Genomic DNA, 13,991 nt, shown 5'->3' on the forward strand with positions numbered 1-13,991 from the left:
ATGTGCGAAATTATTCTTTCGCTTTTTCAGGGCGGCTACTTAAGCTGTGCCGTTTGTTATGCTTGTCCTTAATGCTTGGCCCTCTTTGGCAGGATGAAAAAAAATGAAAATTGAACCATTTGAGCAAACCGGCGCCAGGTCATCGCACTGGAACCTGGGTACGATCATCGATGAATTGCGTATTTCGCGCGAAGCGACCCACAATATCCGGCATCAGGGCCGGGTGCGCGAGTTGCCGTCGCGCGAGGTCTTGACGGTGATCGTCAACGGCTTGTCGGCGGTGCTGTTCCCGACCCATTACGGGCGGCCCAACCTGACCGATGAAAGCATCGATTATTTTGTCGGCGACACCTTGAATACCACGCTGAACCGCCTGACCGAGCAGGTTCGGCGGGGTTTGCTGTTTGACGGGACCGGGCAAGCCGGGCCGGGCGGCAGCGCGGAAACGCTGGACGATGCGGCGCTGGCGCTCAAGGCCCACGAGATCACCCGCGAATTCGCCGCCGGCCTGCCCGCCATCCGCGCCTTGCTGGTGTCGGACGTGCAGGCGGCGTTCGCCGGCGACCCGGCCGCCACGTCGGTGGCCGAAATCATGCTGTGCTATCCGGGCACCATCGCGATCTTGTATTACCGCCTGGCGCACCGGCTGCACCAGCTGGGCGCGCGCTTCCTGGCGCGGCTGGTGTCCGACATCGGCCATTCGCTGACCGGCATCGACATCCATCCCGGCGCGCAAATCGGCGCCAGCTTTTTCATCGACCACGGCACCGGCGTGGTGATCGGCGAAACCGCCATCATCGGCCGGCACGTGCGGCTGTACCAGGCGGTGACGCTGGGCGCCAAGCGCTTCCCGGCCGATGAAACGGGCGCGTTGATCAAGGGCGTGCCGCGCCACCCCATCGTCGAGGACGACGTGGTCGTCTACGCCGGCGCGACGATACTCGGCCGCATCACGATAGGCGCCGGCTCCACCGTCGGCGGCAATGTCTGGCTGACCCAGAGCGTGCCTCCCGGCAGCAATGTGTCGCAGGCGCAAATGCTCAACGATTGTCCGGAATCCACGCGATTTGTTTGATCGAAATCAAGCCGCGTAATGGTGCGCGGCGGCATGTCGACAGGGCCGCGCTATGACCGCGCTGGTATGGTATTTGCCGTTTGAAACAAAAAAATACGGCGTGATTTTTGACGTATATTGACCGGAAAATAACGCTCAGAATAGCCCCCGGGCGATGCCCAGCTGGCGTCGCCGCGATACAGGAAGGGCAGCATCCACCTACTATCACAGAGGGAGACCGCGTCATGAGCTTTGATACCAAGTCCAAGTCCGCCAGCAACCCCGCCTTTACTTTTTCCACGCCAGCGTTTATCGAGGACCTGACTGGCGCCGCGCAAACGCAATTGAATTCCGAGTGGAACCGCCATGTCAGCGCGTTCACCGAACAAGCCATCACCGGCGTGCCGTGGAATACCGGTACTGTCGACGGCGCCGGCAATTTCACGCCATCGCCGCGGCAATCGTATTATTTCAACGCGGCCAGCACCGATATTCCCGGCAGCTCGGCATCGCTGGCGGTGGCCTGGGATGCTTTCCCCAACCGCCTGACGGTGTATTGCGGCAGCAGCACGCCGTCGACCAATCCGTACAACCTCAGCCTGGCGCAGTTGTGGGAATTGGCCGATACCGGCTACTACATCGATCAAAACAATGCCCAGGCCAGTTTTCCGCACATCCCGGTGAACCTGTGTCCATCGCCCGACTGGAACGGTGCGTTGCAGCCGTACGGACCGTACGGGCCGCGCGGCTGGCAAGATGAATATTGCGAATGGAGCGTCACGCGCAATGCGGCCGGCAAGATCAGCCGGGTCGATTTTGTCTGCGAAAATCCGGAATACTGGTACACCTTGTGGCGCGTCTCGCCGGACCGGGTGGCGCAGCTGTATCAAGACACGCTGAACGCCGGCTTGCCGCCCGGCAGCCCGAATGCGATCACCGTCAATGTCGCCGACCTGTACCTGACCGACCCGCTCAGCGGCGCGCCGGTGACCGATCCATTTACCGGCAATCCAGCCTACAATCCGCTCAATAAATGGAACCGCGGCCCCTTGTCCAGCCGCGGGAGCAACGCCAGCGGCGGCGCGATCCACCTGACCGCCACGCCGAACACGCTGCAGACGGAAATGGGCCTGGCCGGCGCGGCGACGGTGCAGCGCACGGTCGGCAATGTCGATCCGCAAGCGTTGATTTGCTGCAGCCAATATGGCCAGGCCAACCGCAACAGCGATCCGCATATCGGCCTGAGCGTCAACCAGGTGGTCGGCGGGCCGCCGGCCAGGCTGGTGTCGCTGGCCAATCCGGTCGGCCTGTATATCCAGCAACCCGATTTCAGCAACTATGCCTTGCCGGCCGATCCGAACTTGCCGGCCGGCGCCAAGGTCGAGGATTGCTGGCACATCGTGCGCGGCGGCGCGCAGTTGACCGATCCCGTGACCGGCCAGCCATTTCCCGGCAATTTCATCCTGCACGCGGCGTTCCAGATTCCGGCCGCGTGGATCGCCGCCGGCGTCAATTTCACCATCGGCGACATCACGCTGAAGACCGGCGGCGTGGCGACCCCGCTGAACTGGGGCGCGCAAATCACCGGCACCTTCCAGGTCGGCCTGTTCGCGCGCGGCTTGCCGGCCGCCGATCCATCGACCTTGCGCTGCCTGGTCAACCTGGATAATCCGGCCGGCGACGGTTTGCCGCCGGCGCAGGCCCAGCCGGTGCAACTGATGTATCAATCGGTATGGAACGCGCTATATGCGACGCAAGTACCGAACGTGGTGCGCTTCCCGATGAATTTGGCCAGCAATTCGGTGATCGTGCCGCTGGCGGTGCGCCAGGGCCAGCGCGGCATCAAGGCGGTACTGATCTGCGCCACGGCGGTGACCGGGCCCGGCAACGTGGCGCCCGCCGTCACCGCTCCCGGCGCGGAAATCGCCATCGCGGTGGCGCCCGGCTTGCAGACGGTGACGTATGCGGCGCCCGGCAACTCCTATCCGAGCCCGTTCCAGTTGCTGACGCTGAGCATCGATATCGGCGCCAACGTGGCGCCCGGCCTGTATGGCCTGCAAGTCAGCAACCCCGGTTCGGGCATGCCGCCGGACGTGGCCGGACCAGCCTACTTGAACGTGTACGCGGCATAAATCCGCTGTCTGGCCGTGTCTCGAACATGGCGCTGCGGCGCCATGTTGCTATCAACTATATGTCAACTATAAAGGAGTCCGCCGTGCGCACATCCTTCATCCGCTGTGTTTTCTGCATCTTGATGCCCCTCATCTGCATGTCGGCGGCCCGCGCCGCCGATGCGCCGCCGCCGGTACCCGGCAATTGCAACGCGCCGGCCATGTCGCCGGTGATGCCGCGCGATATGTCGCCGCCGAACTCCCAGGCTAGCGCTAATTGTTTCGCCTGGCAGCAATTCATCGTCTTGAACTGGCTGGCCAGCACCACCACTTGTGCGCCGGACAGCACGGTGCCGGCGTCGCGCTTCGGCACGCCGGGCGATACCAGTCCAGTCGCATGGGAAACCTACAAGGAAGCGTCGGAAGTGTTCCAAAAAGACGCCAGGCCGCCGACTCCGTGGTGTTCCCAGCAGCAATTACCGCAGCGCATGCGCAGCGCCTTGCGAACAGCCTCGGCAACAGCCTCGGCAACAGCCACGCCGGCACCCAGTTCGGCCCATGGTTATAAAAACCTGGCGTCGGTATCCAAGATCAACGCCAATCAAGCCTTGTCCGAGTTTGGCCAGGCCGGCACCGGCGATGCGTGGCTGACTGCGCAAAACGGCAATATCGCGCTGTATGAAATGCGCATCAACCAGGATGAATTCAATTTCATCGATCAAAACCAGCTCTATGACGCGGCCAGGCAAAAACCTTTCGCGATGACGCAGGGCTTGATCTTGCCGAACGGCACAGCCACCTTTGAGCAATACGGCACTGTCGGCGCGGTGGAGTTGAAAGCGGCGTGGGTCGAATTGCCCGATCCGACCAGCTGGCCCCATTTCAAGATTTCCAAGGCCTGGGTAGTTTATCCGTCGGCGCCGACTATGCCGAAGCTGGTGACGGTCGGCCTGACCGGCTTGCACATCATCCATAAAACCAGGAATTCGCCGCAAATCATCTGGGCCACCTTCGAGCACATCAATAACGCGCCCAGCACCAGCGATATCCAGAATGATAAATTCTTGCCGTGGTACACCTTCTACAACCGCCAGTGCGATCCGTCCACCGACCATTACCAATGTTATCCGAACGCCCAGCCGCCGGGCCAGTCGCCCGATAATCCGCGCTTACCGCGCGCGCCGGGCGACCCGTATTCGGCGCCGATCCAGGTGGTGCGCCTGAATCCGATCAGCGACAATTCGGCCGACAATGTAGCGGGCTTGAATGCGTGGGTCTGGCAATACGTGATCGATCCGGCCAGTCCGGATTCGGTGTTCAAGAATTATCAGCTGGTCGACGTGTTGTGGGCCAACAGTCCGGTGATGATACCGCCGGGCGCCGTGGTGCCGCTGCCGGCCGGCAATCCGCAACCGAGTCCGCAAACCCGCATCGTCGCCAACACCACCATGGAAACCTATTTCCAGACCACCAAGAACTGCCTGTTCTGCCATCAATACGCGGCGATTGCGAAAGAATCGGCGCCGGCCGGCAAGCAGGGCTTGCGCAAGCGGCTGGGTGTATCGAACGCCGACAAGATCCGCGACTTGCTGGGGGCGCACGCCGATATGGAGACGACACGGGTATTGAAGGCCAGCCAGGCTGATGCGGCAGCCAGTTTGGCGTCCGATTATTCCTTCCTGTTCAGCGATGCGCAAACCGCGCCGGTCATTGCCCCGGCGCTGAAAAAACGTGGCATGAAAAAACCGAAGGTGGGGGCGCCAGCCAATTAAGAGTGGGCGAGGCGATTATTACAGCTACGATTGATCTGCGGCAAAGCACCAGGTTGGGCCGGTTGCGTTTGCGGCTAGGCAAGCACACGCAAGATTGGAATAATGCCATACCGACAATAGTTGGTATGTATGTAATATCTTGGGGGGGATTGTATGTCTCTTGCCTTGCAAATCGCATTCGCCACCTGGGGGAACTCTCCATGAACTTGACCGACGCGCATATCCGCATTTTGACGGACAAGAAATAAGCAGGAGCACACATGGCCTACCCACGGGAACCATATTGTATTGGACAGGAAACCGGCATCCTGCACAGCAACCGCGCCTACGACAAGACGGTCAACGTCAGACCTGACCTGCCTGGCAACGTCATCATGATTCACGGCGTCAACGACGTCGGCACCAGCTACGAGGCGCTGGAGCAGGGATTGTGCCAAGGCCTCGATGCGCGGCTGCTCAGCATCCCGCCGGGTAAACTCGGGCTGTTCACGCCGGCCACGTACCGCATGCCGGGCAGCAAGCCGGACCGGGACGACAAGCAAACGCTGGAGGCCGATCCCGACGCGGTGTTCTTCAAGCGCCGCATCGACACCAGGACCCACAGCCCGGCGATCCCCTTCTACTGGGGTTTCCGGGAGACGGCACGGCAAGCGGGAACGAAGAACGGCCAGCGGACCGACCGCTTCGGCAACCGCATGGACAAAGACTTGTCCAAGGGCGGTGGGCCGTTCGGCAATGCGACCAGCACGCTGCCGGACATGTGGAACCGGGGATTGTTCTCGCCCAGGGAGGTGGGCGGCGATCCGGTGCGCCCGGTGCTGAGTGCGCCGGGGCGCATGTACATGGTGCTGGCGGCACAGCGGCTCGCGGCCCTGATCGCGATGATACGCGACTTCGACAAGGATGAGGTGGTCACGATCGTCGCGCATAGCCAGGGTTGCCTGATTTCGCTGCTGGCGCAGGCATTCCTGCTCGATGAGGGACTGCGGCCGGCCGATACGCTGATCCTGACCCATCCGCCTTACAGCCTGGTCGAGGACACGTCGATGTTTTTCGGCGCCGTCGAAGCGCCCAGAATGTTTGGCGGCGGAACGGACGCGGCGATGGCGGGCCACTATGGCACCATCGGCGACCGCCAGACTGCCGATGCGCGGCTGCAAACGCTGGCAAGGATCGTGCAGGGAGTCGTTGCGAAGAAACATGCGACACCGCCGCTGGCCGTGCTCACGGACCACGGGAAATACCACGGCATGGTCGGCCCGAAATGGGTGGCGGGCGCCGACCGCGACAACCGGGGCAAGGTGTACCTGTATTTTTGTCCGGAAGACATGACGGTCGCATTGGACAATATGCAGGGCATCGGCTGGCAGGGCGTGCCGGACTTCATGAAAGGAACCGCCCTTTCGAAGACAAGGAAGAAGGAGATGCCTGGTTTATGGGGCGCAAACCCGGCTCCGGCATGGCAGGCGGAGCGCAAGGAACTCAAGCCGCTGTCCACGCTGGGCGCCGGATTTTACCAACGGGTGTTCACCAACAGGCAACGGATGGCCCCGGCCAGGAAGACGCTTGAACCCGTGCTTGTGGGAATGCCGCCGCACGATTTCGCCTTGCATGTGAAAGATGAAGACGACCATGCGCATGTGGCCGCCTCGGGGCGCCCGCACCGCGCCCACGGCCCGGAAGTGGACTGGCCGCCCAAGCCCGGCGGCTGGGACAGTTTTCTGCACAGCGAGGCGGACCAGTGCGAAGGGATCGTCGCCATCACGGGCGAAGCCCTGCGCGTTCCGGCGCGTGCCGACTTGCGCGGCGCCGGTCAGATCGACCCGCAAGACATCCCCGGGAATTCCCCGCAGGCCCGCTTGCCGAAAGACGAGCAAGGTCCTTGCGAAGCCGTCGATCCGATCGATGCCGCGATTGCGACGACCAGCAAGCATGGACTCATGTTGCTGCGGCAGATGGCGATCGACGACCCGCGCCCGAAAGCGCAGCGCATCCCCGGCTCCGGCATGTTCGGCTCGGGTGAGCAGCGGCAGGTGCAGGATGCGTTGAACAAGGACAAGGAGCCCGGCGACCAATGCGCCAGGATTCAATCGATCACCCGGGCGGCAGGCGGCGATGACAAGCTTCTCATTACCCGCTACGAAACCCCGAACGAGGCGCGCCGCCGCTGGCAGCATGAGGTGAGCCCCAAATCGTTCCACGGCGCGATCATCGGCAGCAGCGAGAATCACCGCAACGTCACCGCTTACGACATGGCCATCGGCGGCGGCCAGGCGTCGAGCGATCCGAACTTTTATGCGTATCTGTGCGCGGTGGCGGATTGGCGTTTGAAAATGGATGACCGTCGCTTACGGCCAGGTATCCTCGGCTGGAATAAATTTCAAAAGCTGTTCTACGCCTACTGGGCAGCCGAGCCGAAGTGGCGCAAGGACGTAATCGAAGGCAACGCGAAGTATTACAGCTCGGGGGAAATGCCGGCCTGTGTGCCGCCGCTGCATACAGGTTTGCCATCGACGGTGGTGTGTGAAACGGTGGCCGGCATCCGTACGCTCGCCATGCCGCCCGATGCCAAATCCGCGACCGCCGCGTGTGTCACGCCCGCCCCGGCGAAGAAGGAGGGTGCATGAACGACATCGCACCAACGCTGTGGAAGTATTTGCTGGGCGCGTTGATCGCGCTCATTATCCTGATTCCACTGTGGACGATTTTCGTCATGGTGGTGGTACAGCCCGGAAGTCTCATGATGCAGGAGCAAACGATGAGTAATAGATTACTGTGGTGGGTCGCGGGACCGGTGGTGGTCGTTACGCTGTTCTTCGGCGTCCGCTGGATGGCCGCGTCGAATCAAGTACAGGCGAAAGAACAGCATGCACAAGCGGCCCAGGCGCAGCAGGTCGCCGCGAGCGAGCAGTCCAGGCGGGAATATGTGCTGGAGGTGATCGGCCTGGGCGTCACGCTGGACAAGTACCGCCAGGGAAAGTTGTGGGAGGCACTGCAAAAAGGCGACCCGTTCGTGACGATCCGCGAACAGGACAAGGAGAAATATGCCTGGAGCGAAATGGAAAGATCGGGAATTTCGGGTGGCCGTGGCGGCGATACGCTGGAGAACGGTGCGCAGTACACGCCGATGTACTACGGCGTCCCCGTCTTCAACGCGCAGTCTCCTAGCTTCGATCCCGAAAACATGGATTTGCCAAATGCGCCCGAAATGGGGCTTGCAGGTAGCGCAGTTTCATCCGGGATGGCCTGGCACTTGTTCGTGGCTGGTCCCCGGCGCTTCGACGAGCACCCTGACCGTATTCTGGAAGATGTGTTCGCTTTTTTCGATAATAATCCCGATGTGCCTTATATCGTGCTGAACTCGAATGACGACATGTACTTTCGCGACTTGTTCCGCGCCCCAGGCTCGCCACCACTGATGAAAAATGGCAAATACATCCCTGAAATGCCCGACGCCTCCGTGCTGTTGGTGTTGGCGCGGCGCGAACGGGTTGATCCGGTTCGTCCGTTCGTCTGGGACGATCCGGAAAACAACTTCGTGCAAAATGTCTTCCGCTCCATGTATGCTCATCTGATGGCAGCCGTTCCGCATCCACGGCGCGAAAAAGTCATTCGCACGTCGGCGCAGGTCGGCGCCGATCCCATCCGTCAAGAGAACCTTGACGGCACACAGCGCCAACCCCTCGTCAGCGAGTGGCTGGAGGCCGCCGCCGCCTTCGCACAGCGCTCCGACATTCGCGGTACGGGCACCGTTAGTCTGCTCAACAACCTCAATCCGTTCGCGCACCGGCCGCCCACCAACTGGAAGCCGACCCCCTGGTTTCCGATCCCCTGGAACAAGGATCAACTCGCCACGTTCGACCGGCTGCCCACGCTCGGTTTCATTCACCGCCCCACTTTCGTCAAGTTCACCGACGAACACGGCAAGCCGATCACGCGGCGCGACGAGCGCGGCAAGGTGCTACAAGCGGGCTGGCAGGCGGCGTTGCTGACCTTGCCGGAAGCGGAGCGGGCCAGGGCGCCGGCCCTGGTCGTCGCCGCGACCGGCGACGACACCAACCAGACCATCATGCTGCACAGCGCCTTGAACGTGTACGCCGCGCAGGGCGGGCCGGAAATCGACACCGGCAAATCCGGTCAGTTCATCGACACCGATAAGCGCTTGGGCAACACCGGGGCGGCCACCTTGTTCATGCAGATGGCCATCGGGGTGATGGGCAGCTACCGCGACGGCGGCGTCAGCGCGGCCGTCAATTTGCGCGACAGGAACGAGGCGTCCATCGTCTTCATCAGCCCGCCATCCGACCAGCAGCGCAAGAGCCAGAAGCATCCGCATGGCGGCGACGTGTTCGCGCACCACGGCGCCCCCGCGGTCGATCCCGCCAACTATCAGTAATGATCGAATTGACCGCGTATAATTTGTGGCGTGCCATTGATAAGTTCTAAACTATGCTGACTTGCCGGCCCGCATGTCCTTCAGGCAAGCGCGGGCCGTGGCCGAACACTTTGTGGCGCAAGGTGCCGGTGTCGTATTCCTTGCGGTAGCGGCCGCGCCGCTGCAATTCCGGCACGATGAATTCGACCACGTCGGCCATGCTGTCATGCGCCACCGCGAAGGCGAGATTGAAGCCGTCGATGCCGGTTTCGTCTATCCACGCTTCCAGCTGGTCGGCGACTTGCCGCGCATCGCCGACGATGACCGGGCCGCGTCCGCCGAGGCCGATGTATTCGGCCGCTTGCCGTACCGTCCACTGGCGGTCCGGGTCGGCCTGGCTGAACGAGGCCAGCGCCGAGCGGCCGGCGTCGGACTCGATGTAATCGATGGTGGCGTCGAGCGGAAATCGGCTGAAATCGACGCCGCTCCAGCCGGACAGCAAGGCCAGCGCCGCCTCGATATCGATATGGCGCCGGTATTGCTGGTATTTGGCTTGCGCCTCGGCCGTGCTGGCGCCGGTGACGATCAGCGCTTGCGCATAAATCAGCAATTGATCGCCGTCGCGTCCCGCTGCCCGCACCGCCTGGCGCAACTTGTCGGCATAGCCCTTGACCACGGTTTTGCCGGGGCCGCTGACAAACGTGCATTCGGCATGGCGCGCGGCGAAGGCGGTGCCGCGCGGCGAAGTGCCGGCCTGGTACAGCAGCGGCGTGCGCTGCGGCGACGGTTCGCACAAATGCATGCCCGGCACCTGGTAGTAGCGGCCGGCATGGTTGATGTTATGCACCCGGGCCGGATCGGCATAGATGCCGCGCCGCTTGTCGTTGATCACCGCGTCGTCGTCCCAGCTTTTTTCCCACAATTTATACACCACGTCCAGGTATTCGTCGGCCAGGTCGTAGCGTTCGTCATGGCCCGGTTGCCGCTCCAGGCCCAGGTTGCGGGCCGCGCTGTCGAGATAGCCGGTCACGATATTCCAGCCGATGCGCCCGCGCGTCAAATGGTCCAGCGTCGAGATGCGCCGCGCAAAGGTGTACGGATGTTCGTAAGTCAGCGCGCACGTCACGCCGAAACCGAGGTGGCTGGTGACTTGCGCCATCAGCGGCACCAGCGCCAGCGGATCGTTGAGCGGCACTTGCACCGCGTGGGCCAGCGCCGCATCGGGCTTGCCTTGATAGACGTCGTAGACGCCCAGCACGTCGGCCAGGAAGATCGCGTCGAAACGACCTTGTTCCAGCAGCCGCGCCAGTGCGGTCCAATGCTCGGGATCGGTGTAGCGGTGGCTGTTGTCGCGCGGGTGGGTCCACAAGCCGGGCGACTGGTGGCCCACCGTATTCATCTGGAAGGCGTTAAAACGGATCAGTTTCGGCATACTGGCTTACCTGGCGGCGTTTTGCAGCGCCAGTTGCTCATCGGTTTCCGAGCGGGATTGGTTGATGGATGAAGTCAGGAGCATGGCGTCAGGAGTACGGCGTCGGTTCGGGCAGTCTGCCTTGCAGCGCAAAGCGGCCCAGGTCGCGGTATTTGTAGTCGATCGGATCGTGCAGCGTATGCACCCGTACGTTGCGCCAGTAGCGGTCGTAGCCGAACCTGGCCGAGGTCGAGCGGGCGCCCGTCAGTTCGAACATCTGGCTGCTGATCTCGATGCCGGCCTGGTGCGCCAGGCACTTGGCTTCGGCTACCGCCACCGCCAGCAAGCCGCGGTCCTCGGCCGTGATCAGCGCGCCCTTGCGGAATACCCGTTCCAGTTCGCGCGCGGCATGGTCGGCCAGCAGTTCGGCGGGGCGCAGCAACAGCCACAACTGGCCGTAGCGGTGCTGCAGCAGCGTATCGTCGCTGGCCTGGCCGACGCCGGAAGCGGGCCACGCCTTCGATTGTTGCACCGTGTAGCTGCGCGCCGCCTCGAACGCGCCTTCGGCGATGCCGAGGTACAGATTGGCCATCACCAGTTGCGCCACCTGCGAACGCAGCGTCGCTTGCGGCGTGGCCGCTTGCGCCGGCGCCTGCAACACCAGTGTGGCCGGCAAGTGCACCTGGCTGAAATGCACATTGCCGCTGTCGGTCTGGCGCTGGCCGAACGCATCCCAGTCCGCTTGCACGTCGATCCCCGGCTGGCGCGCCGGCAGCACGCCGATCAGCGCGCTTTGCGTCGCTTCATGCCAGGCCGAGATGGTCAGCCAGTCGGCACCGACCGAACCGGATGAAAAGCTCTTGATGCCGTCCAGGATAAAACCGTCATCGGTGGCGCTGGCGCTGGCGGTGGTGCGGCGGTCGAGCGGGTTCAGCGCATTGCCCCAGAATAGATGGTGCTCCACCGTCTGGCTCAACAGGCTGCGTTGCTGCTGGGCGCTGCCATACAGTTGGATGCCGGCCAGTTGCAAGTGATGGAAGCCGAATACATGCGCCAGCGCGCTGTCGGCCCGCGCCAGGATGCGTATCACCTGGTACACGGTGCCCCAGTCGGCGCCCTGGCCGCCGAATTCGCGCGGTATCGACAGCGTCAGCAAACCCGAGGCCCGTATCCATTCGCGCTCCTCGGCCGCGTGGCCGCCGGCCCGGTCGCGCGCGACGGCGGTATGCGCCAGGCGGCGCGCCAGTTCGGCGGCGATGCGGATCGCATCGCCAGGCGGTGCGCCGGAAACAGAGGACGCTGCTGCTGCGAGTGCTGGAGACATGGTGCGAGATCCTGAAGCTGTGATTGATAGCATTATTGCATTGCGAAAGTGGCGCGGTACACGAAGAAAACCGCGCTTGCTTATGCGGAAAACCTGCGCGCCGGCGCGCGCCAGGCGGGCTGCGGATAGTCGCACGGGCATATCCGGAAAACACATATCGAAGCGCGAAAGCATTCGTTCTGATTTCTTGCTAATGGATTTAGGCTGCATTCGAATCAAGCAACCCGATCATTAGCGGAGTCGTATTCATGAATATCTTATTGTTGGGCGGTAGCCCGCAAGTTCCATCGAGTTCCAGCCGTTTGCTGTTGCATATCGGCGAGCAGCTGGCGCTGCAGGGCCACCGCTACAGCAAGCTGCATGTGCGCGACTTGCCGGCCAAGGCCCTCTTGCAGACCGACCATGCCGACCCTGTCATCGCGCGCGCGCTGCAGGCGGTGGCCGACGCCGATGCGGTGGTGATCGCCACGCCGATTTACAAGGCGTCCTACACCGGTTTATTAAAAGCGTTCCTGGATTTGCTGCCGCAAGACGGCCTGGCCGGCAAGCTGGTGCTGCCGCTGGCGACCGGCGGCAGCCAGTCGCACATGCTGGCGCTGGATTACGCGCTGCGTCCGGTATTGCAGGCGCTGGCCGCCAAGCAGGTGCTGACCAGCATCTACGCCACCTCGCAACAAGTGAGCTGGTCGGAACAGCAGGGCCTGAGCCTGGATGCGCCGATCGCGGCGCGGGTGCATGCCGGCGTCGAGGAATTGGCGTCCGGCCTGTTCTTGCTGCAAGGCTTGCGCGCCGAACCGGCGCTGGCGCTTGTGGCCGGCATCGATGGCGGCGCCGCGCCGGTGCGCTCTCTGCAAGACCACCCCTACAGCTCAAGCAGCCAGGCTGCCTGAGCTGTTCAACCTGACCCGATCAAGGAATTCCCGATGACGACGCATCGCCAGCAACAACGTTTTTCCCGCCGCCACACCCTGGCATGGTTGTTTGCCGCCGCCACCGGCGTGCTGGCTTGCGCGATGCCGGCCATGGCGCAGGAAAAAAACGTGGTCCGCATCGGTTATCAAAAATACGGCACGCTGACCTTGCTGAAAGGCCGCGGCACGCTGGAAAAACGCCTGGCTGAAAAAGGGATCACGGTCAAATGGACGGAATTCCCGGCCGGCCCGGTCCTGTTGGAGGGCATTAACGTCGGCAGCATCGATTTCGGCACCGTGGGCGAAGCGCCGCCGATATTCGCACAGGCCGCCGGCGCCGATATCGTCTATGTCGGCAACGAGCCGCCATCGCCGTCGAGCGAAGCGATCGTGGTGCCCAAGGGGTCCGCACTGCGCAGCCTGAGCGAATTGAGGGGCAAGAAAGTGGCGCTGAACAAAGGTTCCAACGCCCATTACCTGCTGTTGAAGGCGCTCGAAAAAGCCGGCATCGCCTACCGCGACATCGAGCCGGTGTACCTGGCGCCGGCCGATGCGCGCGCCGCGTTCGAACGCGGCAGCGTCGATGCGTGGGCGATCTGGGACCCGTTCCTGGCGGCCGCCGAAAAGCAGCTCGGCGCGCGCGTGCTGGCCGATGGCAAGGGCCTGGTGGCGAACCGCCAGTTTTACCTGGCGTCGCGCTCCTACGCCGAAAAGAACCAGGACATCCTGCGCATCGTGAGCGAGGAAATCGCCAAGGTCGATGACTGGGGCCGGCAAAACCTGAAGGAAGTCACCGCCATCCTCAGCGCGCAAACGGGGCTGGAACCGGCCGTGGTGGAACTGGCCGCGTCGCGTTACAGCTACGGCGTCAAGCCGGTCGCGATCGACGTCATCGTCGAGCAGCAAAAAGTCGCCGATGCCTTTTCCAATGTAAAACTGATACCAAAACCGATCGTCGTCAAGGACGCGCTGCTGCCGTTCAAGCTGTAATCCATTGTCTGTGATTTTGTAGATGAATGAAGGAAGCACCATG

The 13,991-nt window shown here is 62.7% G+C and carries 9 protein-coding genes; 7 read left to right on the forward strand and 2 right to left on the reverse strand.

Annotated features, from left to right (window positions below; genetic code table 11):
- The first annotated feature begins 103 nt into the window (after positions 1-103).
- From epsC to GJA_RS08455, 5 genes are all read left to right on the forward strand, one after another.
- A complete protein-coding gene (gene epsC / locus GJA_RS08425) occupies positions 104-1,075 on the forward strand; it encodes a serine O-acetyltransferase EpsC (RefSeq protein WP_038490934.1) in 972 nt (323 codons plus the stop codon).
- A gap of 224 nt (positions 1,076-1,299) precedes the next feature.
- Positions 1,300-3,186 (forward strand): hypothetical protein, encoded by a 1,887-nt coding sequence (locus tag GJA_RS08430; RefSeq protein ID WP_051780495.1) that lies wholly within the window; start codon positions 1,300-1,302, stop codon positions 3,184-3,186.
- 122 nt (positions 3,187-3,308) lie between these two features.
- On the forward strand, positions 3,309-4,937 hold the full coding sequence (locus GJA_RS08440) for a hypothetical protein (protein WP_144241463.1): 1,629 nt from the start codon (positions 3,309-3,311) through the stop codon (positions 4,935-4,937).
- A 260-nt stretch (positions 4,938-5,197) separates the two neighbouring features.
- Positions 5,198-7,564, forward strand: a complete 2,367-nt coding sequence (locus GJA_RS08450; protein WP_038490942.1) for a T6SS effector phospholipase Tle3 domain-containing protein — start codon at positions 5,198-5,200, stop codon at positions 7,562-7,564.
- Positions 7,561-9,333, forward strand: coding sequence for a type VI lipase adapter Tla3 domain-containing protein (locus GJA_RS08455; RefSeq protein ID WP_038490944.1), 1,773 nt, complete (start codon positions 7,561-7,563; stop codon positions 9,331-9,333). The genes GJA_RS08450 and GJA_RS08455 overlap by 4 nt, the downstream gene beginning before the upstream one ends.
- A 46-nt stretch (positions 9,334-9,379) precedes the next feature.
- Here the strand turns inward: GJA_RS08455 and GJA_RS08460 are convergent, their stop codons facing one another.
- Positions 9,380-10,744 carry an LLM class flavin-dependent oxidoreductase gene (locus tag GJA_RS08460; protein ID WP_038490946.1) on the reverse strand — a complete coding sequence of 455 codons (1,365 nt, stop codon included), beginning with the start codon at positions 10,742-10,744 and terminating at the stop codon, positions 9,380-9,382.
- 88 nt (positions 10,745-10,832) lie between these two features.
- Positions 10,833-12,047, reverse strand: a complete 1,215-nt coding sequence (locus tag GJA_RS08465; RefSeq protein ID WP_051780497.1) for an acyl-CoA dehydrogenase family protein — start codon at positions 12,045-12,047, stop codon at positions 10,833-10,835.
- Positions 12,048-12,295: 248 nt separating this feature from the next.
- Between GJA_RS08465 and ssuE the strand changes: the two genes are divergently transcribed.
- Positions 12,296-12,937 (forward strand): NADPH-dependent FMN reductase, encoded by a 642-nt coding sequence (ssuE, locus tag GJA_RS08470; protein ID WP_038490948.1) that lies wholly within the window; start codon positions 12,296-12,298, stop codon positions 12,935-12,937.
- Between the two features lie 33 nt (positions 12,938-12,970).
- The gene (locus tag GJA_RS08475) at positions 12,971-13,948 is read left to right on the forward strand and encodes a sulfonate ABC transporter substrate-binding protein (protein WP_038490950.1); all 978 of its coding nucleotides are present in this window, start codon (positions 12,971-12,973) and stop codon (positions 13,946-13,948) included.
- Positions 13,949-13,991 lie beyond the last annotated feature (43 nt).

This window comes from Janthinobacterium agaricidamnosum NBRC 102515 = DSM 9628 (genome assembly GCF_000723165.1).
Taxonomy (GTDB): domain Bacteria; phylum Pseudomonadota; class Gammaproteobacteria; order Burkholderiales; family Burkholderiaceae_D; genus Janthinobacterium; species Janthinobacterium agaricidamnosum.